Here is a 24,657-nt window from a genome sequence, read left to right as displayed (position 1 = left end):
CAACAAAAAAGGCGGTGGGATACCACCGCCTTTTCTGTAACCGTGTATCGAAATTAGTTCGATGCAACAGCTGCGCCAACCAGAACCAGCAGCAGCAGCGGCAGCAGGATGCCGCTGGAAGAGCCCTGTGCTTCTTCGACGATGACCGGCGGTTCAACAACCGGCTCGGACAGGTTGCCAGCAGTGGCGGTCGAAGCAGCAGCGGTCAGCGCAGCAGCGATAACGAGTTTTTTCATGTTAACCTCCAGAATTTGCGCGGACCAAACAACTGATCCACGCACCCAAGACTTACCTCGTAATTTTTTCTAACCAGCAAAAATGCGGGATTGCAATTGCTTGTTATAGTTAACAGCTTAGCGCCCGCGCCCGTGTCGTCAAATAAGCAACACCTGCGTGCCGACTTTGGCCAGGCTGAACAATTCGGCAATATGCTCATTGTAAAGACCGATGCAACCGTTGGAAGATTTCCGGCCGATCTTACGCGTATCATGGGTGCCATGAATGCGGTAGTACTTCCAGCTCAGGTACAGCGCATGGCTGCCAAGCGGATTGTCGGGCCCCGGCGGGATGAAGGCCGGCCACTCCGGATTGCGCTTGCGCATGTTTGGAGTTGGTGCCCAGCTCGGCCCCTCAACCTTGCGCACGATCTGGGTGCGGCCGCGGCGGGTGAGGTCATCCGACAGCGGCACCGACGACGGGAACAGCTTGTAGGTGCTTTCGTCCTGCGACCAGTAATGCAGCGCCCGGCTGTCGATATCGACCAGGATTGCCCCATTGCGCAGATTGTCGAAATAAGGCGTCCAGGATTTGGCGCGGAAGGCGGAAATGTTGCGCTGTACCGGCGGTTCCGGCTCCGGCGGCGGGCGCAGCGGATCGAAGGCCTGCTGTGTCTCGTCACCTTCTTCCTGTGCAATGACAGGAGAAGCCGTCAGGGCAGCACTGCCGGCAATGAACTGCCGCCTGCTGAGATTTTTAAATAGATTTCGGGACATCACTCATTCCAACTTGCGCAACCGGGTTCCGGGGTTGCCGCAGTTTATGACCGGAAAGCCGCAGTCGCAAACCAATCCGCCCCGCGCATCCGCATATTTCTGCCGGCCCATTTGCACCTCTGCCACAGGAAGGATAAGTCCAACTGCAACTGACGGAGCGAGAGAGCACTATGAAACGCGTATTTCTGCTGGCAGCTGCTGCAATCCTGACTCTTGCGGCGGCCTGTACGCCGGCAACTGAAACCGGCGGCGCCTACCGGATCCGGAATGCAGACAAAGTTCAGATCCGGATGCTCGATTCCGTCAATGCGCTGCGTCAGGCCTCTGGTTCGCAAGCTGTTCAGCTGAATGCAGAATTGACTGCCGCTGCCGCCACACACTCCCGGGACATGTCGGTGCAGAACCGGCCCTGGCACTTCGGCTCCGACGGCTCCTCGCCCCTGGACCGGATTGCCCGTGCGGGCTACACAGGCACGCTTTTGGGCGAGAATATCTCGGAGACCTACGAGAACGAGCAGCAGACCCTGACCGCCTGGCTGGAACAGCCGGCCACCCGGGCGGTGATCCTTGATCCCAAGGCCGTGAACATGGGGTTTTCCTGGTTCCAGGAAGACAACGGCAAGATCTGGTGGACAATGATCATGGCCAATTGAGCCGGTGCGCCGTGCATCGGCACGGCGTCACGCCCAAGGCTGCCAAGGGGGCCGGCCCTGCCGGCGCTTCTGCAGGCGCGGGAGCCCGCCGGTGCCTGATCAGGGCCGCAGCGCGATGGTAGTGCCGTTCTGCACCATCGCATAGATCTCCTCGATCTCTTCATTCGTCACGGCAATGCAACCCGCAGTCCAGTCGTCCACCCGCGCCGCGCGCTTGCGCTCCTTGGCGTTGTTCGGCTGGCCGTGGATAAAGATCTCTCCGCCGGGCCGCTTGCCCTGCGCCTGCGCATGTGCTCGGTCCTGCACATTGGGGTAGGAAATTCCAACCGACAGGTGGTACCGGCTGTTCGGGTTGCGCCGGTCGACTACATAGGTGCCTTCCGGGGTCTTGCCATCCCCCTCGAACTGCTTGTGCCCCAGCGGTGCAAAGCCAAGCTCGACTTCGTACTCCCGCAGGATTTCATCATTGTGCAGCAGATACAGTTTGCGCGCACCCTTGTTGATCACCACCGAAGTGACCTGGGGGCCTTCATAGGTCTTAAATCTGCTTACCACACCGCCCGCATTGCTGCAGCCCGCCAGCGCCAAGCTGGCCGCGGCACCGATTCCAAATGCCCTTCTGTCCATTGTTGAGCCTGTAGTTCTTTTTTGCCTCTATTCAGCCCATACCGCGAAACCAGCATTAAGAAAATTCACATTTTCCTGCCATCCTGCCCGATCAGGAGTTTTTTTGCGGCCCGGACAAGCCGGAAAGCTTCTGTTCAATCGCTTCCAACCGGTTCAGAACTTCATCCCGGTAGGCATCGGTACGCTCGCCTTCTTCTTCGCCGTGGGCATCCTGCATCGAGTTCACGATCAAGCCGACCAGCAGGTTTACCACCGCAAAGGTCGTCACCATGATGAAGGGCACGAAGAACGCCCAGGCATGCGGGTGCACTTCCATCACCGGACGCACGATCCCCATCGACCAGCTTTCCAAGGTCATGATCTGGAACAGGGAATAGGCGCTGAGGCCCAAATCGCCGAACCATTCCGGAAAGTCCTGTCCGAACAGCTTGGTCGAGATCACCGAGCCGATGTAGAAAATGATCGCCATCAGCAGGAACACCGAGCCCATGCCCGGCAGCGCGGTGATAAAACCTTCGACCACCCGGCGCAGCCGCGGCGCCACCGAGATCACCCGAAGCACCCGCAAAATCCGCAGTGCCCGCAAGACCGACAACCCTTGGGTGCCGGGGGCCAGCGCAATGCCAACAATCACAAAATCAAACACATTCCAGCCGCTCAGGAAAAACCGGTGCCGCCGCACGAGGAGCTTGGCCAGGATCTCCACCACAAAGATCGACAGGCAGATGTAGTCAATCAGATGGATCAGGCCGCCAACCTTGGCCATCACCGAAGGCGCCGTCTCCAGCCCCAGCGTGACAGCATTGACCAGAATGACTGCAGTAATGAACCGGCCAAAGCCGTCGCTGTCCAGAATGGCTGCCAGGCGGCGGGTCGGGGTAGTCGCTTGCGTATCGGTCATCTCAGTCTTCCAGGGTAAATCGCGCAACCAGTTCGGTATGGGCCGACCAGCGGAACTGGTCAACAACCTGCACCCAATCAAGGCTGTAGCCCGCCGAGACAAGGGTCTTTGCGTCACGGGCAAAGCTCACCGGGTTGCAGGAGACATAGGCGATCACCGGCGTGCGGGCCTTGGACAGCTGCGCAACCTGTGCCTCGGCACCGGCCCGGGGCGGGTCGATCAGTGCCGCGTCAAAGGCGGCGCCAAAGGGGTTCAGATCTTCGGGCAGCAGCGGGTTGCGGAACAGGTCGCGGGCTTCGGTGGTCACCTTCTTCAGCCCCTTGGCCTTGCGCCAGCCGGCATCCAGCGCCGCCACCATTTCGCGCTCGCCTTCCACCGCGTGCACCTCGGCCGTTTGCGCCAAGGGCAGCGAAAAGGTGCCGCAGCCGGCAAACAGATCCACAATCCGCTTGGCGCCCTTGGTGATTTCCAGGACGCCGGCCAGCAACGCCTCCTCGCCATCGCGCGTTGCCTGCAGGAAGGCACCCGGCGGCGGGCAAACTCGGGCCGCGCCAAAGGCCTGCACCGGCGGCTGTTCCATCGCCACCGGCTCGTCATCCCAGGTCAGCCGGGCGACCCTGTGCTTCTCCGCCAGCTGCGCAAGCTCAATGCGCAACGGCCCGTCCAGCGGTTTGCCGTTCTTGACCAGCATGTCCAGCCCGGCCTCGGAGATGGTGACTGTCACCGCCAGCGGCGTCTTGCGGCTGGCGCCGGCCAGCGCCAGCGCCTCGGCCACCGGAATCGCCGCCATCAAGGCAGGTTCCAGCAACTGGCAATCCGGAATTTCGGTGATCACATCCGACGCCTGGCCATGAAACCCGGCCATCGCCCCCTTCTTGGTGCGCCGCACCGCCAGCGTCGCACGGCGGCGGGAGCGTGAAGGCGAGGTGTGGATGGAGCGGAACTCTGTCTCCAGCCCCTGCGCTGTCAGCGCATTGCGCACCACATCCGTCTTCCACTCCGCCACAAAACCGTCGCTGGCGTGCTGCAACTGGCAGCCGCCGCAGGATTTGTAATGGCGGCAGGGCGGCTGCACCCGGTGCTCAGACGGTGTCTCGATCCGGATGCCGGTCAGGCGGCTGCCCTCGGTGATGCCGGAGACGGTTTCTCCCGGCAGCGTGCGCGGGGCAAACAAGGGGCCATCGGCCACGCCATCGCCCTGATGGCCCAGCCGGCTGATCGTTGCTGTGGTTCTGGCTGCGTCAGTCATGGCCGCTCCATAGCGCGGTGCATGGATCAGCAAAAGCAAAATGAACGGGGAATTCTATTCAGCTGCCTCAGCCGCGTCGTCATCGGTGCAGATAAAGCCGCCCGACTGGCGCGCCCAGAACTGAGCATAAAGCCTGCCTTTGGCCAGCAGTTCCTCGTGGCTGCCGCTTTCGGCGATCCGGCCCTTTTCCATCACGACAATCCGGTCCATCTCGCTGAGCGTCGACAACCGGTGCGCAATCGCCAGCACCGTCTTGCCGTCCATGACCCGGTGCAAGGCGGCCTGGATCGCGGCCTCGACCTCGGAATCCAGCGCCGAGGTCGCCTCATCCAGCACCAGGATCGGCGCGTCCTTGACGATGGCGCGGGCCAAGGCAATCCGCTGCCGCTGACCGCCCGAGAGCTTCACGCCGCGTTCGCCCAGATAGGCATCATAGCCCTGGCGCCCCTGCCCGTCTTGCAGCTCGGTAATGAATTCATGCGCCTCAGCCTTTTCCGCCGCGGCGATCAATTCATCTTCCGACGCATCCGGTCTGCCATAAAGAATGTTCTCCCGCGCCGAGCGGTTGAACATCGCGGTTTCCTGGGTGACCATGCCGATTTGGCTGCGCAGAGAGTTCTGAGTGACGCCGGAAATATCCTGGCCATCAATCCGGATCTGCCCCTTTTCCCCATCATAGAGCCGAAGAAGCAGTGAAACGAGAGTCGATTTCCCGGCCCCGGATGCCCCAACAATGCCGAGCTTCTCACCCGGGTGAATGGTCAGGCTTATGCCCTGCACCCCGCCCACATCGCGGCCATAGGCAAACTCCACCTGGTCAAAGACAATGCCGCCCTCGCTGACCTGCAGCTCTGTGGCATCCGGAGCATCCTCGACCCGCTCACGTACCGAAAGAGTCTTCATCCCATTTTCGATCTCACCCACGTTGGCATAAATCGCCATCAGCGTGAAGCTGACCCAGCCGGTCATCTGGGCAATGCGGATCGATACCGCGCCCGCAGCCACGATGTCGCCTTCGGTGGCGGTGCCGGACTGCCACAGGAACAAGGTCGCGCCGATCAGCAGCACCGGCAGGATACCCGCCAGGCACATCAGGCAGAAGCGGAAGCTGGCCGAGAGATAGCCGAAATGCAGCGACTTTTCCCGGAAGGAGACCATGGCGTCCTGGGCAGTGCGCTCCTCGTGGTCAGCATGGGCAAACAGTTTTACCGTCTTGATGTTGGTGATCGAGTCGACCACCTGGCCGGTCACCATCGCCCGCGCGCCGGCCCGCGCGCCGGACCGTTTGCGCACGCGCGGCAGGAACCAGCGGATCAGCGCAAAATAGCCAATCAGCCAAGCCAGAAATACGCCGGTGATGCGCCAATCAATAGAGCCTAACAAGGCTAATGAGCCCGCCAGCGATGCCAAGGCAAAGGCCACCACATTGATCATCTCAGTGGTGACAGAGGTCACCGCCGTGGCCGTTTGCATCTGCTTTTGGGCAATCCGGCCGGCAAAGTCATCGTCGAAAAACCGTACCGACTGGCCCAGTGTCCAACGGTTCAGCCTCGACAGCACCAGAGGGTTCACATTGGGCTGCACCACGATGGCGTTGGAGGCCGCAGACAGGCCGAACAGCACCGGGCGCACAAACAGGAAAAAGCCCAGCGCCAGAGCGATCACCGCGACATTGCTCGCGGAGAAGAACTTCTCCGGCCCGCTGGCAATGGCGGTGTCGATCACCATGCCGAGAATAAAGGCGGTGCCTGCCTCCATCCCGCCGGCCAGGGCCGAGAAAGCCGCCGCCATGAACAGCATCGGCCAGGCCCCGGACAGGCACCAGCGCAGGAACGCTCCCAGCTGCTGCGGCGGCGGGCCCTCGGCCGGGCGGAAGGCGTCAATCAGATTGCCAATGTTCATTCTGCTGCCTCGATGTTCAGAAAGCCGCCGGACTGGCGCGCCCAGAGCTGTGCATAAAGCCCCTGCGCCTCCAATAGCGCCTCATGCGAGCCTTCTTCAACTATACGGCCCTGATCCATCACCAGGATACGGTCCATCTGCGCAATGGTGGACAGGCGATGTGCAATAGCGATCACCGTCTTGCCCTGCATCATGCCGTAGAGGGTCTCTTGAATGGCCGCTTCCACCTCGGAATCCAGCGCCGAGGTTGCCTCGTCCAGCACCAGGATCGGCGCGTCCTTCAAGACTACCCGCGCCAGCGTCACCCGCTGGCGCTGGCCGCCGGACAGTTTCACCCCGCGCTCACCCACGTGGGCGTCATATCCCTTGCGCCCCTGCGGGTCCTCCAGATCCAGGATGAAGTCATGCGCCTGCGCCTGTTTGGCGGCAGCGATCATTTGCTCCTCGGTGGCATCGGGCCGGCCATAGAGCAGGTTATCCCGCACCGAGCGGTGCATCAGCGCGCTGTCCTGCTGCACCATGCCGATCCGGCTGCGCAAGCTGTCCTGCGTCACCGCACGGATGTCCTGGCCGTCGATCAGGATCTGGCCGCTTTCGGCGTCATAGAACCGCAAGAGCAGCTTCACCAGTGTCGACTTGCCCGCACCCGACCGCCCGATCAGGCCGATCTTCTCACCCGGGCGGATGGTCATGCTGATCTTATCCAAACCGCCAGCCTCACGCCCGTAATGATGCGAGAGGTTGCGCAGCTCGATCTTACCTTCCGCCAGCCGCAGCGGGTCCGCATTGGCGGCATCGACCAGGTCGATGGGCTGGGCAATCGTTTCCATGCCCTCCGCCACGACCCCCAACTGGCGGAAGAAGGAGGTCAGCGCCCACATGATCCAGCCGGTCATTGCATTCAGCCGCAGGGTCAGCGCCGTGGCAGCCGCAACCAGTCCAACCGACGCCGTTCCCTGCATCCACAGCATCACCGCCCAGCCGACCACGCCGACAATCAGCAGCCCGTTCAGCGTAACCAAGGCCGCATCCATGACGGTGAAAATCCGCATCTCCGCCTGGAACGTCTTGCGGGTGTTTTCGATCGCATCCCGGGCATAGGTCAGCTCGTGGTCGTGATGGGCAAACATCTTAACCGAATGGATATTGGAATAGCTGTCGACCACCCGCCCCGTCACGGTGGAGCGCGCATCCGAGGACGCCTGGCTGGCCGGCCCCACCCGCTTGACAGTCCACATCACCAAAAGCGCGTAAAGGCCAAACCAGATCGCCAGTGGCAGCATCAGCCGGATATCAGCGACCAGCAATAGCACCGCCGCGCCGGCCAGATAGGCCAGCGAGAAGGTGATCGCATCGAACACCTGAAAGATCACTTCGCCTGCGGCGGGAGGAGTTTGCATGATCCGGTTGGCAATGCGGCCGGCAAAATCGTTTTCAAACCAGCCCACCGACTGGCGCAGCACGTGCTTATGCGCGCGCCAGCGGATCAGCGTGCCATAGTTCGGCAGGATCGCGTTGTTCAGCAGCACCACGTCCAGGAACTGGATCAACGGCCGCAGCAGCAGGATGAACAAGGCCACCAGGATCAACTCGGTCCCGTAGTTTTCCCAGACCTGCTCGGGCGTGCCGGACATGATGTCCACCACCCGGCCCATGTAATAGATCAGCCCGACCTCGATGGCGGCAACAATCACCGACATCAGCGCCGTCAGGATAAAGACGGTTTTGAAGGGCTTGGAAAAATCGCGCAGGAACGGCCACAGCCGCGTCGGCGGCGTGTCGGTCTCAGGGTAGGCGCAATAAGGATCAATCAGGTTTTCAAAGAAGCGAAACATGCGGGTGCTCCAGGCGTTCGAGCATTAATGTTGGAATACAGATGAAGACAGCGGGCCGCCCAAGGCTCCCACGTCCAACGGGGCAAGGTCTCAGGCGTTAGAGAAACCAGATCCCGTAATACATCAGCATTCCTCCCGTCATGTGGTGGCTGCCCTATGCGTACGCAAGATTTTTGGTTTTGTCACCCCCTTGCGGTTGTGACGCTGCTGACAGAGGGTGTCAGTGGAGGGTGTCCAGCAGCGCTTCACGGCTGAGCGTGAAACCTGAGGCAATCCACTCGGCCTCAAGGTTTTTCAGCGCCGCGCCCAGCGCCTGCCCTTTGATATCCGGCAAAAGGTCGCGGGCTTTCACCGGGAAGACGGCGTTTGCACCAAGGGTAATTCTAGTCTCTAAATTGGACAAAACCGGCTGTTCCAGCATAGCAGCACGCAGCAGCAGCGCATCCAATGCCTGTTCTGCGCCCAGCCTGTAGCCCAGCTCCCCCGGCCCGGACGTGCCTGCTGCGGCTTCGCGGATGGCCTTCAGGTGGGACGTCTGCGCCTTGCTGAGCCGCAAGGCCTCTTGCGGCCCCTCTCCGCCCAGCGCCGCCAGGCGGCGGATACTGGACGCGGTCCGGTCCCCTTCCAGGTGAACCAGCGGTGCCAAAGCACGGTCATCCGCGCCCGGCAGGACTTGTGCCAGGACACCCGCTTGCCGCATTGCCGCAACCGAAGGCGCGGGATCCGGCGCAGTCAGAAGTTTCAGCAGCTCGGCGCCGACGCGCTCCTTGGACAGTGTCGCCAGCCCATCCAGGTTTGAGGCGATTGCTGCCAAAGCATCCGCATCAAATCCTGCGGCAGGATCGCCATACCAGGAATGGAAGCGGAAATACCGCAAAGACCGCAGGTAATCCTCGCGGATGCGGTTCTCCGCGGTGCCGATAAACCGCACCCGGCGCGCCTGCAGGTCTGCCATCCCGCCCAGCGGGTCCACCACCTCGCCATCCGGGCGCGCGTAAATCGCGTTCATGGTGAAGTCGCGGCGGCGAGCGTCCTCGGCAAGGTCATTCGAAAAGGCCACCACCGCACGGCGGCCGTCAGTTGCCACATCCTTGCGGAAGGTGGTGATCTCATGTGGGATGCCGTGTTTCACCAGCGTCACGGTGCCGTGGTCAATGCCGGTCGGAACCGCATTGATCCCCGCCCGTGCGGCCAGTTCTATCACCTGGTCCGGCAAGGCATCGGTGGCGATGTCCATATCCGAGACCGGCTCGCCCAGCAGCGCATTTCGCACGCAGCCGCCCACAAAAAGCACCTGCGCGCCGTCTGCCGTTACCGCCGTGCAAACCGCCTGGGTTGCCGGGTCGTTCAGCCAGGGCTGATCTATCCGCATTGTCACTCCATCCGCGCCGCCAGTCCGCGCAGCATCCGCGCGGTGGCACCCCAAATGTAATAGGGGCCATAAGGTACGGTATAATAGCGGCGGCGGGTGCCGCGCCAGCGCCGGGATTCCACGATGTAGTGTTCCGGGTTCAGCACATGGGAGAGCGGGACAGAGAACACCTCCACCACTTCACCCGCTTCCGGGCGGGCGGTAAAGTCTTCTCGGATCAGCGCAACAACAGGAGTCACTGCGAACCCGGTTACTGTCTCATGCTCCGGCAGGCAGCCGATGATTTCCGGCAGGTCTTGCGGCAGTCCGATCTCTTCCCAGGCCTCGCGCAGCGCCGCGGCGCAGGCGTCGGCGTCGCCGGCGTCCACCTTGCCGCCGGGAAAGGCGATCTGGCCCGGGTGGTGTTTCAGCGCCGAGGACCGTTTGGTCAGGATCAACCGCGGTGCACCGGTGGCAAGGCAGATTGGCACCAGCACCCCGGCAGGCCGCAGCTTTCGCCCTTCCGGCAGCACGGTGCCCGGGTTGAGGTCAAAATCAGAGGAGCCGCCGCCCTGTTTGCCCAGCGCGGCGGAAAGTCTTTCGGTGAGATCCTGGGCGGTTTCACTCACTGGGCGGATTATCCGCATCAAACCCGAGCGAGGACGGGTCCAGATCGTAATGCGCACCGCAGAACTGGCAGTCGGCGGTTACCCGGCCATCGTCGGTGGTCATCTTTTCGATGTCCTTGGACGAGTAGATCGACAGGCTTTGGCGCACCCGGTCTTCCGAGCAGGTGCAGCCGAACCGGACCGGTTGGAAGTCATAGACCCGCGGTTGTTCCTCGTGAAACAATCGGATCAGCAGATCAGTCGGGGTGACCGAAGGACCGATCAGCTCCAGTGCTTCTACCGTGTTCAGCAGCATGGTGGCACGGTTCCAGTTCTCTTCCTCGTCGCCGGAAACCAGATCGCTGGCTTGCAGGACCTCGCCGGACCCTTCGCCCTGGGCGGCAAAAGGCGACGCCTTGGGCATACTCTGCAGCATGACACCGCCAGCGCGCCAATGCTCGGCCACGCCGGGTTCGGCAGATTTGCCAAAGCTCAGCTTGAACATGGTCGGCAGCTGCTCGGACTGGGCGAAATAGGCCTCGGCACAGGCGCTCAGCGAACCGCCGGCCAGCGGCGTGATGCCTTGGTACGGCTGGGTGCCGTTGCCCTGGTCGATCAGGATGGCGAAATAGCCCTCGCCCACCTGCTCGAACGGGTCGCCATCGGTCAGCCGGTCACGGTCAAAGCTGGCATAGGCGCGGATCTGACCGATCTCGCCTTCCTTCTGCGGCGCATAGTAATCGGTTGCGATCATCCGCACCGCGCCTTTGGACTGCACCTGCAGCGACAGCTTCCAGCGCAGCGAAATGGTTTGGCCGATCAGCGCCGTCAGCAGCGCCATCTCTGCGACCAGCGCCTCGACCACTGACGGGTAGTCATGCTGTTTCAGGATACCATCCAGCACACCATCCAGCCGCGCCACGCGGCCGCGCATGTCGGATGCATCAAGCTGGAAGGGCAGGACGGTGTCGTCCCACGCGATTTTCGAACCAATGGTCATGGGGTTTCCTTACGCGCCGGGGATTGGCATACCGGGGCTATATAGGAGAAACCGCACCAGAGTGAAGAGGCAGACCCGTGATCAGACGTTTTGGCGAGACGCCTCAAAAAGGCCGGACCTACCGCAGACGCCCGGGTGCCTATGCGCTGCTGCCGCGGAACGGCAAGCTATTGGTCACCTGCCAGTATGATCCGGACCCCGATTTGCAATTGCCCGGCGGAGGTATAGATCCGGGCGAATCGCCCATTCCCGCCCTGCACCGCGAGGTTTACGAGGAAACCGGCTGGAAGATCTCCACGCCGCGCAAGCTGGGTGTGTTCCGGCGCTTTGCCTATATGCCGGAATATGAACTATGGGCGGAAAAACTCTGCCATATTTATATGGCCAGGCCCCTGCGCCGGATCGGCCCGCCGCTGGAAGAAGGGCATGAGGCGCTGTGGATGGACCCGCAGGACGCAGCAATCCGGCTGGGCAACGCCGGTGACCGCCATTTCGCGGCACAACTGGCAGCCCGTCTTTAGGGAGCCTGCAGCCCTCCCTTGGAAAATACAAAAGCCCAGCCGCGGCCGGGGTACCTCTGGCAAAGCGCTGTTTGGGAAACTTAGGGGCCCTGATATTCGAACAGAGTGGCTGAGACGTCGTCCTCGAGCCCGTGTTCCTTGCTCATCACTTGGGTCAGATGCCAGTAGAGATCATCAAGGAACTCCTTGCCGCTCTGATCCGGGCTGCATTTTCCAATCAGCTCGAGCAGGCCCTCAGGCTCCAGCATCGAGCCGTCTTCCAGCCGTGCCTCGGTAAAACCATCCGAGAACAGCAGCAGCCGGTCGCCCCGCTCCATGGTGAATTCTTCCTGAGTGTAGCCGATGTCGGGCACCAGCCCCACCGGGACACCGCCCTTGCCGATAAACTCCAGCTCGCCGGTTTTACGCAGCAGCAGAGGGTGCGGATGGCCAGCTTGCACCATCTTGACCACACCGCTGCGCAAGTCGGCGATGCAATAGGCCATGGTGAAGTATTCTTCGATGCCGGTATCGGCGATTAGCCTTGCATTCAGCAGACCCGCGACTTCCTCTGGCTGGCGCAGGGCATAGAACCGGTTAAAGCGTTTCTCCATGCCAACATTCTGGTCGAAGTAATTCGAGGACAAGTAGCCGCCCAAGCGCGCTGTCATCATCGCTGAAGTGATGCCATGGCCGGACACGTCAATGGAATAAAATCCGATTCGATTCACCCCCGGGGAGAACATCCCCACCAGGTCGCCGCCAATATGGCCGCAAGGTTTCAACAGCAGGCTGACAGTGGAAGAACCGAAATCCTTGGACAATTCCGGGACCAGCGATTCCTGGATCTTACGGGCCTGGATCAGGTCCTTGTCGATCGCGTCATAGACCCGCTGCAGCTCCCCAAGCGTTTCGGAGACAATGCGGTTTTTCTCGGACAATTCCCGCTGCATCCGCAGAATCCGCTCGCCCGCCGAAATTCGCGCACGCAGCTCATCCGAGCTTACCGGTTTGGTCAGGAAATCATCTGCGCCGGCGTCAAGCCCTTCGGCAACCTCGTTTTTCTCACTCTTGGAAGTCAGCAGAATGAAATAGGCATAGTCTTCGCTGGACCGGTCCCGGAAGGCGCGGCAGAACTCCAGGCCGTTCATGCCCGGCATCATCCAGTCGCTGAGGATCAGGTCTGGGGTTTCCGCCTGGCAGATCTCCATCGCCGCCTCGCCGCTCTCGGCCTCGACAACCTCGAAACCCCATTTCTTGAGGGAGGCCACAAGGATGCGTCTTTGCAATCGGCTGTCGTCGACAACCAGCACACGGCGTATTGATCCGGCCACTGTGTGGTCCTCGTTGTCCATCGAACTTTCTGGCAGCACCGAAGGCACCTCACAAATGGCAAAATCAGATTGATCTTGTGATACTATCGGTCCAGAAATTTAACAGGCGGTGAAACCTAAAATTTGAGCTTCCCCCTTTAATTCACTATATTTTTACTGCAAGCAACTTAAGAAATGACCCATCCCGACAGATCGTAAGGACGCTTTTACATGATAGACTGGCCGCGCGTGACCGAGCTGCGTGAAGAAGTTGGGGCAGAGGATTTCGAGGAAGTCGTTGAAATCTTTCTTGAAGAAGTCGAGGAGGTCATCGGCAAGCTGCAGGGCGGCGACCGCAGCCAGCTGGAGCAGGACCTGCATTTTCTGAAAGGCAGTGCGCTCAACCTCGGGTTTGCAGACTTTTCGGAATTATGCCTCAGCGGCGAAAGAAAATCTGCACAAGGCGAAGCAGGCAGCGTTGACGTCCCCGCCATCATTGCCAAGTTCCACGATTCGAAATCGGCCTTTCTGGCCGGAATGGCCGAAAAGTTCTGACCGCCGCCTGGCGTCAGATCACGAATTGCGCCAGAGTCTCGTCCTGGGTGATGTCCGTAAAGGTCATCCCCGCTGCGTCCAGCCGCGCGAACAACAGCTCGAAATTCTCCGGCCGCTTGGTTTCAATGCCGATCAGCACCGAACCAAAGTTGCGGGCCGACTTCTTCATGTATTCGAACCGGGCGATATCATCCTCCGGACCCAGGATGCCCAGAAACTCCTTCAGCGCACCGGGCCGCTGCGGAAGGCGCAGGATGAAATACTTCTTCACTCCCGAATAGCGCTGTGCCCGTTCCTTGACCTCGGGCAGGCGTTCAAAATCGAAGTTACCGCCTGACGTCAGGCACACCACGGTCTTGCCGCGGATCCAGGAGCGCACGTCCTGCAGCGCCTCAACCGCCAGCGCCCCGGCCGGCTCCAGCACGATGCCCTCAACGTTCAGCATTTCGATGATCGTGGCGCAGATCCGGTCCTCGGCCACGCTGAGCACATCCGGCAGCGGCACGTCCTTCAGGATGTCAAAGGTCTGATTGCCGATCCGGCCCACCGCAGCGCCGTCGCAAAAGGTATCGACATGCTCCAGCGCCACTGGTTTGCCGGCAGCCAGCGCCGCGCGCAGGCAGGCACCGCCAGAGGGTTCCACAAACAAGCTGTGCACCTCATCGCCAAACCAGGAAGCAACGCCGGAAGACATGCCGCCGCCGCCAACCGGCAGGATCACATGGTCCGGCGCCTTGCCCAGCTGCGCTTCTATCTCCACCGCGATCGAGGCCTGGCCTTCGATCACATCGGCATCGTCGAAGGGCGACAGGAAATGCCCGCCCTCCTTGGCGCACCACTCCTGCGCGGCGGCCAGGCAGATGTCGAAATAGTCGCCGACCAGGTGGATCTCGATATTGCCGCCGCCGAACATCCGGGTCTTCTGGATCTTCTGCTGCGGCGTGGTGACCGGCATGAAGATCACCCCGCGCTTGCCCATGTGCCGGCACATGAAGGCGACACCCTGGGCATGGTTCCCAGCCGATGCGCAAACGAACAGCTCCTGATCCGGCTGCTTGCGCATCGCGTTCAGCGCGCCGCGGATCTTGTAGGAACGAACCGGGCTCAGGTCTTCGCGCTTCAGGTAAATGTCCGCGCCAAAGCGTTCGGACAGATGCACATTGCGCTGCAGCGGAGTTGCAGGGAATACATCGCGCATTGCCTGTTCAGCAGCGCGGGCTTGGGTCTTGAAATCGCTCATGCATCCTTCAGTGGCGCATGCCCGCCCCCAAGGCAAGGGGCGGGCGCGCAGCATACATAAGAATACCGGGAGCTTAGACCGGGCGGCCTTCGACATAGTGGCCGTAGAATGTTGTCAGGATACTGACATTTACCAGCGAAGTTAGTAGGTTCAGGGCATAGGCAAAAAACGGTCCGAGTAGAGGAACCTGCCAAAACCAGTTTGACGCAGATTGAACAACAAACTGGAAAACAAGAAGAATAATGACAAGCACTGTGATTGTACCAGTCGCACCAGAAGTAGCCTGCCAAGCTTCACCGAGTTTGATTGGCTTACCGATCGCAGCACCGGGCAAAACTGAGCCATAGCGGAACATTACGACCATAACGACAACCGGAAAAACTATTGGCATTAGCATTGAAGCCCAAACGGGCGCCATCTGGGCGACTACAATCGTGACAACGATGACTGGGAATGCAAACAGTACAGCCATAAGCATCAGCAAAACCACGTGTCCTGCATATGCAAAAACCCGCTCTGTTGGAAAAGCCGGTATCCATCCTTCGGGATAGGCTTCTAGCAACACGAAGCGATGCCAAGACACAGCAATCCACAAAAAGACCACAACCGAAAACAGCAAAGCAACAATCAGCCACAGAAGCAACGCAACCGAACCATTGCTAATCAACTGCTGCAACGCTGCCTCGTCATACCAAGTAGAGACGGGTACACCAGTTGCGGCAGAAAACCCGATATCAGCAGCAAAGGTCAACACAACTGGAACCAAGCCTATTTGGACGGCTTGCGGAAAATTTCTAACTAGTAATCCTACTGAGTGCACAAAAATCGACCACGCTTTCATTGCCAGCGTTCTCCAATAGATCCTTCATATTCGCCGCGCACGTTATGCGTGCCCGGCGGATTAGAAAACCCCGGACAACCTTGCCCTTCCGGGCAAAACCCGTTACGCCGCAGGCGTTCTGACCTGAGAGGGAATTCCATGTCCGCGCCCAAGAAAGTTGTGCTCGCCTACTCCGGCGGCCTCGACACCTCGATCATCCTGAAATGGCTGCAGACCGAATACGGCTGCGAAGTTGTCACCTTCACCGCCGATCTCGGCCAGGGTGAAGAGCTGGAGCCCGCCCGCAAGAAAGCGGAAATGCTGGGCATCAAGCCGGAAAACATCTTCATCGAAGATGTGCGCGAGGAATTTGTCCGCGACTTCGTGTTCCCGATGTTCCGCGCCAATGCGGTCTACGAGGGTCTCTACCTGCTGGGCACCTCCATCGCCCGCCCGCTGATCTCCAAGCGCCTGGTTGAGATTGCGGAACAGACCGGCGCCGATGCCGTCTCCCATGGCGCCACCGGCAAAGGCAACGACCAGGTCCGTTTCGAACTGGCAGCTTATGCGCTGAACCCCGACATCAAGGTGATCGCGCCCTGGCGCGAGTGGGACCTGTCTTCGCGCACAAAGCTGCTGGAATTCGCCGAGGCGCATCAGATCCCGATCGCCAAGGACAAGCGCGGCGAGGCGCCTTTCTCGGTCGACGCCAACCTGCTGCACACCTCTTCTGAGGGTAAGGTTCTGGAAGATCCGGCGGAAATGGCGCCCGACTATGTCTACCAGCGCACCGTGCACCCGGAAGACGCGCCGGACACCCCGGAATTCATCGAGATCACCTTTGAAAAGGGCGATCCGGTTGCGATCAACGGCGAAGCGATGTCGCCGGCAACCATCCTGACCGCGCTCAATGAATACGGCCGCAAGCACGGCATCGGCCGCCTCGACCTGGTCGAAGGCCGCTTTGTCGGCATGAAATCCCGCGGCATCTATGAAACCCCGGGCGGCACCATCATGCTAGAAGCCCACCGCGGCATCGAATCCATCACCATGGACCGCGGCGCGATGCACCTGAAGGACCAGCTGATGCCGCAATACGCCGAGCTGATCTATAACGGCTTTTGGTACTCGCCGGAGCGCGAAATGCTGCAGGCTGCGATTGACGCCAGCCAGACCCATGTCTCCGGCACCGTGCGCGTGAAGCTCTACAAGGGCTCGGTGAACACTGTTGGCCGCTGGTCCGAAAACTCGCTCTACTCTGAGGCGCATGTGACCTTCGAGGAAGATGCCGGCGCCTACGACCAGAAAGACGCCGCAGGCTTCATCCAGCTGAACGCGCTGCGTCTCAAGCTGCTGGCAGCTCGCGAGCGCCGCACGAAGAAATGAGCGGCTTTGACGACATAGACGGCGAGTTCGAGGACGATTTCGCGGAAGAGCTGGATATGTTCGTCGAAGCTCAGGACACCGTATGGGCGGATGTTCTGAGTGAACTCTCTGCCGGACAGAAGACGAGCCACTGGATGTGGTTCGTCTTCCCCCAGCTGGCCGAACTCGGCCGCTCCCATATGGCGCAGCTTTACGGGATCGAAGATCTCGCAGAAGCCACTGCCTATCTGAATCACGAAAAACTGCGCGCCCGCCTGGTCGAAGTCAGCCGGCTGATGCTGATACATCAGGGCTTGGATGCCGCGCGGATCCTCGGCGATACCGACGCCAAGAAACTGCGCTCCTCAATGACGTTGTTCGCTGCGGTCCCGGATGCGCCCCGGGAGTTTCAGCAGGTGCTCGGCACCTTCTTTGGCGGTCAGCCCTGCCCGTTGACTCAAGACGCGCTTGCCGCCGGGTAACACCCAGCCCTCCCCTTTGGTCAATATTGCCGGAGAGCCCATGGCCGCCTAACCCTGCCATAAGCAGGGGAGGAATACATGGCGCTGGACGATATGGCCGCGAGCATCCGGAAGGGTTTGACCGGCAAGCGCTTTGACGGTTCCCTCAAATTCGATTGCGGCGCAGACGGTGTCATTGTCCTGGCAGACGGAAACGCCAGCACCACAGACCGGAACACCGACTGCACCTTGCGGCTCTCCACCGAAAACCTTACCAAACTGCTGACCGGAAAACTCAACCCGATGACAGCCGTGATGATGGGCAAGATCAGGATCTCCGGCGATATGAGCGTTGCCATGAGACTCAGCAAATTGATTTCCTGAAACTCTTCTTCTGGCCAACAATATCCTGGGGTGAGCGCCGCAGGCGCGAGGGGCAAAGCCCCTCCTCCACTCAGATCCTGGCCGATTTCATCCGCTCGTAATACGGCATCGCTGCGTCCAGCACCGGCTTCAGCGCCTCTGGCACCTCCGGCAATTCCCCTTCAGGGCCGGCAAAACCGGTAGAGTCCCAGACTGCCCCATACCAATGTGCGGCCCAGACACCATCGTCCGGGTGCCCGCCCTGGGCCCAGCTCAGCATTTTTGGTGAAAATGGCATTCCAATGGTGTCGCACAGCTGTTCTAGCTTGCCTGCCGGGTCTTGACGGATATCATGGCTGTCCACAACAACAGGCGTTTGCCCCCAGCTGCGCACCAGATCAAAAAGCTCGGCCTGCTGGCGGAACCCGATATCCTCCAGCGCCGGATTCTCCCGTTTCACCGCATAAGAGGCAATCACCCGGGCCGGATGCCGGATCAGGAAGACGTTTTTCACATCCCGCATCCAATCCCGCGGGACACCAGGGATCATGTGGTGAGTCATGTGCTTCTGATAGAAATAGGGCTTGGCCGCCGGCACCGGCCCAAGCAAGGCCGCGGCTACAGCATCAGGGTCCCGCGGCTGGCTGTCCAGAATCTCCGCCCGCATTGGGTGATCCAGGCCGGTCATCGCCAGGTAGGCTGCATAAAACGGTTCATCCGCCACCGCACAATCGCCACGGTTGGCAAAGGCATACATCATAGCCGTCGACAGGTTGCGCGGTCCGGACCACATGGCAATCCGCATCAGGCGCACTCCCGTTCGATGAGCGCCTTGTACAAGCCCCGGATGTGCTCGGTCACCGGGCCCATTTGCCCGCTGCCGATCTGCCGCCCGTCAATATCCCCCACTGGTGTCTGCGCCCCGAAGGTCCCGGTCAGGAAGGCCTCGTCCGCACCATAGGTGTCGACCAGCGAATAGTTCCGCTCATAAACCGGAATGCCGTTTTCCCGGCACAGATCGATCACCTTCTGCCGGGTGATCCCGTTCATGCAGTAATCTCCGGTCGAAGTCCAAACCTCCCCTTTGCGCACAATGAAGAAGTTGCAGGCATTGGTGGTGTTCACAAAGCCATTCACGTCGAGCATCAGCGCCTCATCCGCACCGGCCTTCTCGGCCGCCACACAGGCGATGATGCAATTCAGCTTGGAATGCGAGTTGAGCTTGGGGTCCTGAGTCATCGGCAGCCCGCGGATATGCGGCACCGTCGCCAGTTTGATCGGCCGCGGCAGATTGGGGCGCGAGTGCTCCATGATGATCGCCATGGTCGGCCCCTGCCGCGACAGGGATGGATGTTGGAACGGCCGCGTCTTCACCCCGCGAGTGACCATCAGGCGGGCATGGGCATCCGTCGTCATGCTATTGGCTTTTTGTGTCTCTAACACCGCGTTTTTGACAGCTTCCCGGTCCATGCCAATATCCAGATCAATGGCCTTGGCAGCCTCGAAAAGCCGGTCCAGGTGCTCATCAATAAAGGCCCATGTCCCGTTATACAGCCGCAGCCCTTCCCAGACACCGTCCCCTAGCATGAAACCGCTGTCATAGACGCTTACCTTGGCCTCGGCCTTGGGGACGGTTTCACCATTCAGATAGATCAGAATCTCTTCGTTGCGCTGATCTTCTTCGGCCTGATGGGTGCTCATCTTATCGGTCATGATGTCCTCCTGCCGGCGCAACCTAGTAATATTGGATCCAATTTCCAAGCAGTAACTTGCCGTCACCTGTCCGTGAAACCCGGTATCAGCGGGTTGAGCCATGGCCTCGCAGCCGGCAGGGTAGCGTCAAATGTAATGGAGTCAGACAATGCGTGTTCTGGAAACCCTGAAACCCCTGGCCCTGATGGGGCTGATTGCCATCGGCACCCTGGCGCAAACCAACCCGTTGCGGGCTCAGTCCCCTGAAACGCTAACTGTGGCCGGAGGCTGTTTCTGGTGTGTCGAAAGCGATTTCGAAAGCGTGCCCGGAGTGATTGAAGCCGTCTCGGGCTATACCGGCGGCAAGCTGGAAAACCCGACCTACAAGGACGTGACCCGCGGCGGAACCGGCCACTATGAGGCGGTGCAGATCACTTTTGACCCGGCAAAAGTATCTCGGGAGAGGCTTCTGGAGCTGTTCTTCCGCTCGGTCGATCCCACCGATGCAGGCGGCCAGTTCTGCGACCGCGGCGAAAGCTACCGGACGGCGGTGTTTGTCTCTGACTCTGCGGAAAAGAGCCTCGCCAAACAAGTAAAAGCCGAAGCGCAATCGGCCCTCGGGCAAGAAATCGTGACACCGGTCCTGCAGGCGGGAACCTTTTACAAGGCAGAAGACTACCACCAGGACTACTACAAAGGAGAAAGCCTGGTGTTTACCCGCTTTGGCCCCAAACGGCAGGCGGCCGCCTACAAACGCTACCGCCAGGCCTGCGGCCGCGACGCGCGGGTGGCGCAATTGTGGGGGGATGCCGCCCCCTTTGCCAAAGGGCATTGAAGCGGGGCGCTGCCCCCTTGGCCTGACGGCCAATTCCCCCGGAGTATTCCGAACCAGAAAGAAGCAGGCCGTCCGGTATCAGAACTTGGCGGCCTGGACTTCGTTTAGATAGGGAATGACATCTGCAGTGCCATGACGCGTCACCATCAGCGCCGCGGCGCGGCTGGCAATTGCCATTGCCTCGGCCATTGCCAGCCCCTGGTCCAAACCGGCCAGCACGTAGCCGGTGAACGTGTCGCCGGCACCTGTTGTATCCACCGCGGTGACCGGCCGGGCCTGGCACGTCGCGCACAGTTCCAGTCTCGCCATCAATATGCCGGGCGCCCTTTGCGCCAAGCGTGATGATCACATCCTTGACGCCAATTGCCCCCGGCGCCTTGCCCGTCGCAGCCTGAAGCTGGCGGGCTTCGACCTCATTCAGAATCAGGAAATCGAGATGAGGCAGCACCGCCTGCACTGCGCCCGCATCAAAGGGTGCAGCTGCGTAGCAGACCCGCAACCCCAGCTGCCGGCCCCGTTCCGCAGCCTCTGCTTGCAGGCCGGTTTCATTCTGCATCACCAGAGTATCACCTTCCGCGGCCTTGGAGAGCGCCCGGATCAGCTGCTCCACCGCAAGTGCCCGGTTGGCGCCGGGAAACAGGATGATCTGGTTTTCGCCATCAGGCTCAACCGCAATGATCGCATGGCCTGTGGGGGTCTCCGTTTCAGTGACATGGCTGGTGTCCACACCATACCCCGCCAGACGCTCCCGGGCCCAGGCACCGTCCGGCCCAACCGCACCGATGTGAAACACCTCGCTGCCGGCGCGGGCGGCGGCCACTGACATGTTGGCGCCCTTGCCGCCCAAGAACCTGTCCAGGCCGGAGGCGGCAAGAGTTTCCCCCGCCGCCGGAAGATGCGGCATGGCATAAACCATATCCGCGTTGATCGAGCCCAGGTTCCAGACCGCCATATCAAATCACCCGATGTTGCAGGCTGCCAGCACCGCCATGTTGAGAATGTCATTGGTGGTGGAGGTGGTCGAACAGATCTGGATCGGCTTGTCGATGCCGGACAGGATCGGGCCGATCACCGTGGCGCCGCCCATTTCCTGCATCAGCTTGACCGAGATTGAAGCGGAATGGCGGGCCGGCACGATCAGGATATTGGCCGGGCCGGTTAGGCGCTGGAACGGGTAGTAGCGCTGCGCGCGCTCATTCAGCGCCACATCGACTGTCATCTCGCCTTCATACTCGAAATCGACGCCGCGCTGATCCAGCACGGTGGGCGCGACATGCATCTTCTCGGCCCGTTCCGACACTGGGTAGCCAAAGGTGGAGAAGCTGACAAAAGCCACCCGCGGCTCAAGCCCCATGTGCCGGGCCACCCCGGCGGCGCGTTCAGCAATGTTGGCCAGGTGGTTCTCGTCCGGCCATTCATGCACCAGCGTGTCTCCGATCAGCACGATCCGGCCCTTGTGCAAAAGCGCGGTAACACCTGCCACGCCATGGGCAGCGTCGGCATCAAACACATGATTGATCCGCTCCAGCACATGCGCGGATTTGCGGGTCGCCCCGGTCACCAGCCCGTCGCCATGGCCATGCGCCAGCATCAGGCTCGAGAACACATGCCGGTCGCGGCCAACCAGGCGGTGGATGTCCTTGTGGTCAAAGCCCTTGCGCTGCAGGCGGCTGTAGAGGAAATCCTTGTAGGCATCGAAATGCGGAGTGTTGGCAGCGTTTACCACCTCCAGCTCGCGCACCGCATCGCCCAGGCCGGCTTTCTCCAGCTTGGCGCGCACGTCTTCCTGCCGGCCCACCACCAGAGATTTGCCAAAGCCCGAACGCTGGTACATGACGGCGGCGCGCAGCGCCCGCGGATCGTCGCCCTCGGCAAAGATCATCCGCGACTGAGCCGAGCGGGCCCGCGCATTCAGCCCGCGCAGGATCGAGGCGGTTGGATCCATCCGGGATTTCAGACCAACCTCATAGGCATCCATATCGACAATCGGACGGCGGGCGGCGCCGGTATCCATGCCGGCTTTGGCCACCGCCGGAGGAATCCGGTGGATCAGCCGCGGGTCGAACGGCGTCGGGATGATATAATCGCGCCCAAAGGACAGCGATTTGCCATAGGCCAGCGCCACCTCGTCCGGCACGTCTTCACGGGCCAGGGCGGCCAGGGCATGGGCGCAGGCGATCTTCATCTCGTCATTGATGGCACGGGCGTGAATGTCCAGCGCGCCGCGGAACAGGTAGGGGAAGCCCAGCACGTTGTTGACCTGGTTCGGGTAATCCGAGCGGCCGGTGGCGACAATGGCATCCACCCGCACCTCATGTGCCTCTTCCGGGGTGATTTCCGGATCCGGGTTGGCCATCGCAAAGATCACCGGGTTGTCGGCCATCGAGGCAACCATCTCCTGGGTCACCGCGCCTTTGACAGACACGCCAAGAAAAACGTCAGCCCCGCGCATGGCCTCTTCCAGCGTGCGCAGATCGGTGCTGATCGCATGGGCCGATTTCCATTGGTTCATGCCTTCGGTGCGGCCCTGGAAGATCACGCCCTTGGTGTCGCAGACGATGCAATTCTCGTGCCGCGCCCCCATGGCCTTCAGCAGTTCGATACAGGCGATGCCCGCCGCGCCGGCACCGTTCAGGACAATTTTCACATCCTCGATCTTCTTGCCCGACAGATGCAACGCATTGATTAGACCGGCGGCGCAGATCACCGCGGTGCCGTGCTGGTCATCGTGGAAGACCGGAATGTCCATCTCTTCCTTCAGGCGCTGCTCGATGATGAAGCATTCAGGCGCCTTGATGTCTTCCAGGTTGATGCCGCCGAAGGTCGGCCCCATCAGGCGCACCGCTTCGATGAACTTGTCCGGGTCTTCGGTGTCCAGCTCGATATCGATCGAGTTCACATCGGCAAACCGCTTGAAGAGAACCGATTTTCCTTCCATCACCGGCTTGGAGCCCAGGGCCCCCAGATTACCCAGGCCCAGCACCGCCGTGCCGTTGGAAATCACCGCAACCAGGTTGCCCTTGTTGGTGTAGTCATAGGCGGTTTCCGGATTTTCTGCGATCGCTTCGCAAGGCACGGCCACACCCGGGGAATACGCCAGCGACAGATCCCGCTGCGTGGTCATCGGGACGGTGGCGTTGATCTCCCATTTCCCCGGCGTCGGCTGCAGGTGGAACGCCAGGGCTTCTTCGTTGGTGATCTTTGATTTGGGCATTGAAACTCGTGTCCTCTCCTCGTCGGAGACCGTCTTATCCCAGCCAACCGCGGCCCTCAATCAAGGGTTTCAAGAATTTGTATAGCCAGAATTGAGATAAATGCGGCTAAAAGACGATAAATACCGTCAAGTTTTCGCCTTAAAGTAGACAGCCGAACGCTGTAATTCTTTAGTAGATGTTAACCCGCACCTGCCCGCCAGGTGGCGCTGCGGGCCGAAGTCCAAGCCTGGCCAGCATTTGTCAGAACGGCCTCTGTCCGCCCGGAGACCGGGCATAGGATCAAAGGAACAATGTGGAATGATAAACTTCCAGAATAATTCCGGCGCGATGGTTGCCTTGCAGACTCTGGGCGGCACCAACAGCCAGCTCAACACTGTGCAAGACAGCATTTCCACCGGCCAGCACGTCAATACCGTGCAGAACAACGCGGCCCTCTGGGCCATTTCCGAGCTGATGAACTCGGATGTCGCCGGGTTGCAATCGGTCTCAGACTCGCTTTCCCTGGGCGAAGCCACCGTCGCGGTCGCCTCTGCCGGGGCGGAACAGATCACCGAAACCCTGACGGAAATGCGGTCGCTGGCGGTGATGGCGGCCAGCGGCATGGGCGACTTCAGCAAGTTCGAAGCCGCCATAGCAAAGAAAACGGAACAGATCAGTTCGATCATTTCTTCCTCCGGCTTCAACGGGGTGAACCTGCTCAAGACCGATGTCAACGGCTCCGGCGGCACCGGGCTGACAGTGCCCTCAGCGATTTCCAGCGATGGCAGCCTGAGCACCCTCAGCATTGACGGTGTGGATTTTGAAGGTAGCCCGCTGTTTGATCTCGGCAGCCGCACCGCCATCACTGACGGCGCCAGCGCCCTGACTGCACTGGGCGAAATCGAGGGCTTTCTAGCCTACGCAGTCGATGGCTCTGCAGCTTTGGGGGCAAGTGCCAATCAACTCGCTGGCCAAGGCGACTATATCAGCAAACAGTCGGATACGCTCACCCGCGGTATCAGCTCGATGATCGACACAAATATGGAGGAAGCCGCAACCAAGCTGCTGGCGCTGCAGGCACAGCAACAGCTGAGTACGCTGTCGCTCTCCATCGTCAACACGATGCCCGACACCCTGCGCAACCTTTACTGACAGCAGCCTGCCGCCGGACCCCCTGGGCGGCAGGCATATCCGGGTTTTC

The 24,657-nt window shown here is 60.7% G+C and carries 24 protein-coding genes and 1 pseudogene; 8 read left to right on the top strand and 17 right to left on the bottom strand.

Translation table 11 applies throughout. The annotated features are described in order from the left end of the window. Window positions 1-53: 53 nt before the first annotated feature. Window positions 54-236 carry a hypothetical protein gene (locus ACXAEH_RS14905; protein ID WP_024092111.1) on the bottom strand — a complete coding sequence of 61 codons (183 nt, stop codon included), beginning with the start codon at window positions 234-236 and terminating at the stop codon, window positions 54-56. A gap of 138 nt (window positions 237-374) precedes the next feature. Then, entirely contained in the window at window positions 375-992 is a 618-nt protein-coding gene (locus ACXAEH_RS14900) for a L,D-transpeptidase (RefSeq protein ID WP_475033864.1), read from the bottom strand. Between the two features lie 170 nt (window positions 993-1,162). Between ACXAEH_RS14900 and dalA the strand changes: the two genes are divergently transcribed. After that, complete coding sequence (dalA, locus tag ACXAEH_RS14895; RefSeq protein WP_475033863.1) at window positions 1,163-1,645, top strand: divisome-associated lipoprotein DalA; 483 nt, start codon at window positions 1,163-1,165, stop codon at window positions 1,643-1,645. A 99-nt stretch (window positions 1,646-1,744) separates the two neighbouring features. On the opposite strand, the gene ACXAEH_RS14890 is transcribed toward dalA, so the two are convergent. The 8 genes from ACXAEH_RS14890 to hslO form a co-directional block, all read right to left on the bottom strand. After that, window positions 1,745-2,272: a L,D-transpeptidase family protein gene (locus tag ACXAEH_RS14890; protein ID WP_475033861.1), complete on the bottom strand. Its 528-nt coding sequence runs from the start codon at window positions 2,270-2,272 to the stop codon at window positions 1,745-1,747. Window positions 2,273-2,363: 91 nt separating this feature from the next. After that, window positions 2,364-3,173 carry an ion transporter gene (locus ACXAEH_RS14885; RefSeq protein ID WP_475033860.1) on the bottom strand — a complete coding sequence of 270 codons (810 nt, stop codon included), beginning with the start codon at window positions 3,171-3,173 and terminating at the stop codon, window positions 2,364-2,366. Between the two features lies 1 nt (window position 3,174). After that, the gene (locus ACXAEH_RS14880) at window positions 3,175-4,422 is read right to left on the bottom strand and encodes a class I SAM-dependent RNA methyltransferase (RefSeq protein WP_475033859.1); all 1,248 of its coding nucleotides are present in this window, start codon (window positions 4,420-4,422) and stop codon (window positions 3,175-3,177) included. A gap of 54 nt (window positions 4,423-4,476) precedes the next feature. Further along, a complete protein-coding gene (locus tag ACXAEH_RS14875; protein ID WP_475033857.1) occupies window positions 4,477-6,324 on the bottom strand; it encodes an ABC transporter ATP-binding protein in 1,848 nt (615 codons plus the stop codon). Beyond that, window positions 6,321-8,159: an ABC transporter ATP-binding protein gene (locus ACXAEH_RS14870; protein ID WP_475033856.1), complete on the bottom strand. Its 1,839-nt coding sequence runs from the start codon at window positions 8,157-8,159 to the stop codon at window positions 6,321-6,323. Before ACXAEH_RS14870 ends, ACXAEH_RS14875 begins: the two co-directional genes overlap by 4 nt. Before the next feature lie 220 nt (window positions 8,160-8,379). Next, window positions 8,380-9,531 (bottom strand): CCA tRNA nucleotidyltransferase, encoded by a 1,152-nt coding sequence (locus tag ACXAEH_RS14865; protein WP_475033855.1) that lies wholly within the window; start codon window positions 9,529-9,531, stop codon window positions 8,380-8,382. A 2-nt stretch (window positions 9,532-9,533) separates the two neighbouring features. After that, entirely contained in the window at window positions 9,534-10,157 is a 624-nt protein-coding gene (locus ACXAEH_RS14860) for a CoA pyrophosphatase (protein WP_475033853.1), read from the bottom strand. Next, window positions 10,132-11,118: an Hsp33 family molecular chaperone HslO gene (hslO, locus tag ACXAEH_RS14855; RefSeq protein ID WP_475033852.1), complete on the bottom strand. Its 987-nt coding sequence runs from the start codon at window positions 11,116-11,118 to the stop codon at window positions 10,132-10,134. Before hslO ends, ACXAEH_RS14860 begins: the two co-directional genes overlap by 26 nt. 77 nt (window positions 11,119-11,195) lie before the next feature. Between hslO and ACXAEH_RS14850 the strand changes: the two genes are divergently transcribed. Then, on the top strand, window positions 11,196-11,639 hold the full coding sequence (locus tag ACXAEH_RS14850; protein ID WP_475033850.1) for an NUDIX hydrolase: 444 nt from the start codon (window positions 11,196-11,198) through the stop codon (window positions 11,637-11,639). An 80-nt stretch (window positions 11,640-11,719) separates the two neighbouring features. On the opposite strand, the gene ACXAEH_RS14845 is transcribed toward ACXAEH_RS14850, so the two are convergent. After that, window positions 11,720-12,973, bottom strand: coding sequence for a PP2C family protein-serine/threonine phosphatase (locus tag ACXAEH_RS14845; protein WP_475035586.1), 1,254 nt, complete (start codon window positions 12,971-12,973; stop codon window positions 11,720-11,722). A gap of 189 nt (window positions 12,974-13,162) precedes the next feature. On the opposite strand from ACXAEH_RS14845, the gene ACXAEH_RS14840 reads away from it, so the two are divergent. Then, on the top strand, window positions 13,163-13,486 hold the full coding sequence (locus tag ACXAEH_RS14840; protein ID WP_475033849.1) for an Hpt domain-containing protein: 324 nt from the start codon (window positions 13,163-13,165) through the stop codon (window positions 13,484-13,486). Between the two features lie 13 nt (window positions 13,487-13,499). Here the strand turns inward: ACXAEH_RS14840 and ilvA are convergent, their stop codons facing one another. Then, window positions 13,500-14,726: a threonine ammonia-lyase IlvA gene (gene ilvA, locus ACXAEH_RS14835; RefSeq protein WP_475033848.1), complete on the bottom strand. Its 1,227-nt coding sequence runs from the start codon at window positions 14,724-14,726 to the stop codon at window positions 13,500-13,502. 73 nt (window positions 14,727-14,799) lie between these two features. Next, the gene (locus ACXAEH_RS14830) at window positions 14,800-15,567 is read right to left on the bottom strand and encodes a hypothetical protein (protein ID WP_475035636.1); all 768 of its coding nucleotides are present in this window, start codon (window positions 15,565-15,567) and stop codon (window positions 14,800-14,802) included. A 138-nt stretch (window positions 15,568-15,705) separates the two neighbouring features. On the opposite strand from ACXAEH_RS14830, the gene ACXAEH_RS14825 reads away from it, so the two are divergent. The 3 genes from ACXAEH_RS14825 to ACXAEH_RS14815 all read left to right on the top strand — a co-directional run bounded on the left by ACXAEH_RS14825 (window position 15,706) and on the right by ACXAEH_RS14815 (window position 17,756). Further along, window positions 15,706-16,932 (top strand): argininosuccinate synthase, encoded by a 1,227-nt coding sequence (locus ACXAEH_RS14825; RefSeq protein WP_475033846.1) that lies wholly within the window; start codon window positions 15,706-15,708, stop codon window positions 16,930-16,932. Further along, window positions 16,929-17,393, top strand: coding sequence for a DUF1810 domain-containing protein (locus ACXAEH_RS14820; protein ID WP_475033844.1), 465 nt, complete (start codon window positions 16,929-16,931; stop codon window positions 17,391-17,393). The genes ACXAEH_RS14825 and ACXAEH_RS14820 overlap by 4 nt, the downstream gene beginning before the upstream one ends. Before the next feature lie 78 nt (window positions 17,394-17,471). After that, the gene (locus ACXAEH_RS14815) at window positions 17,472-17,756 is read left to right on the top strand and encodes an SCP2 sterol-binding domain-containing protein (RefSeq protein WP_475033842.1); all 285 of its coding nucleotides are present in this window, start codon (window positions 17,472-17,474) and stop codon (window positions 17,754-17,756) included. 70 nt (window positions 17,757-17,826) lie between these two features. Here ACXAEH_RS14815 and ACXAEH_RS14810 read toward each other — a convergent pair whose 3' ends face one another. Next, the gene (locus ACXAEH_RS14810) at window positions 17,827-18,540 is read right to left on the bottom strand and encodes a sulfotransferase-like domain-containing protein (protein ID WP_475033840.1); all 714 of its coding nucleotides are present in this window, start codon (window positions 18,538-18,540) and stop codon (window positions 17,827-17,829) included. After that, window positions 18,540-19,448, bottom strand: coding sequence for a D-amino acid aminotransferase (locus tag ACXAEH_RS14805; protein ID WP_475033839.1), 909 nt, complete (start codon window positions 19,446-19,448; stop codon window positions 18,540-18,542). Before ACXAEH_RS14805 ends, ACXAEH_RS14810 begins: the two co-directional genes overlap by 1 nt. Before the next feature lie 148 nt (window positions 19,449-19,596). On the opposite strand from ACXAEH_RS14805, the gene msrA reads away from it, so the two are divergent. Next, a complete protein-coding gene (gene msrA, locus ACXAEH_RS14800) occupies window positions 19,597-20,262 on the top strand; it encodes a peptide-methionine (S)-S-oxide reductase MsrA (protein ID WP_475033837.1) in 666 nt (221 codons plus the stop codon). 78 nt (window positions 20,263-20,340) lie between these two features. Here msrA and ACXAEH_RS14795 read toward each other — a convergent pair. Both ACXAEH_RS14795 and ACXAEH_RS14790 read right to left on the bottom strand, forming a co-directional pair. Continuing rightward, a pseudogene (locus ACXAEH_RS14795) lies at window positions 20,341-21,214 on the bottom strand (ribokinase). 6 nt (window positions 21,215-21,220) lie between these two features. Next, window positions 21,221-23,476 (bottom strand): NADP-dependent malic enzyme, encoded by a 2,256-nt coding sequence (locus tag ACXAEH_RS14790; RefSeq protein WP_475033836.1) that lies wholly within the window; start codon window positions 23,474-23,476, stop codon window positions 21,221-21,223. A gap of 298 nt (window positions 23,477-23,774) precedes the next feature. Between ACXAEH_RS14790 and ACXAEH_RS14785 the strand changes: the two genes are divergently transcribed. Then, complete coding sequence (locus tag ACXAEH_RS14785) at window positions 23,775-24,608, top strand: flagellin N-terminal helical domain-containing protein (RefSeq protein ID WP_475033835.1); 834 nt, start codon at window positions 23,775-23,777, stop codon at window positions 24,606-24,608. Window positions 24,609-24,657 lie beyond the last annotated feature (49 nt).

This window comes from Leisingera sp. ABM4_060, from assembly GCF_056158765.1.
This window is presented reverse-complemented; position numbering and strand designations above follow the sequence as displayed.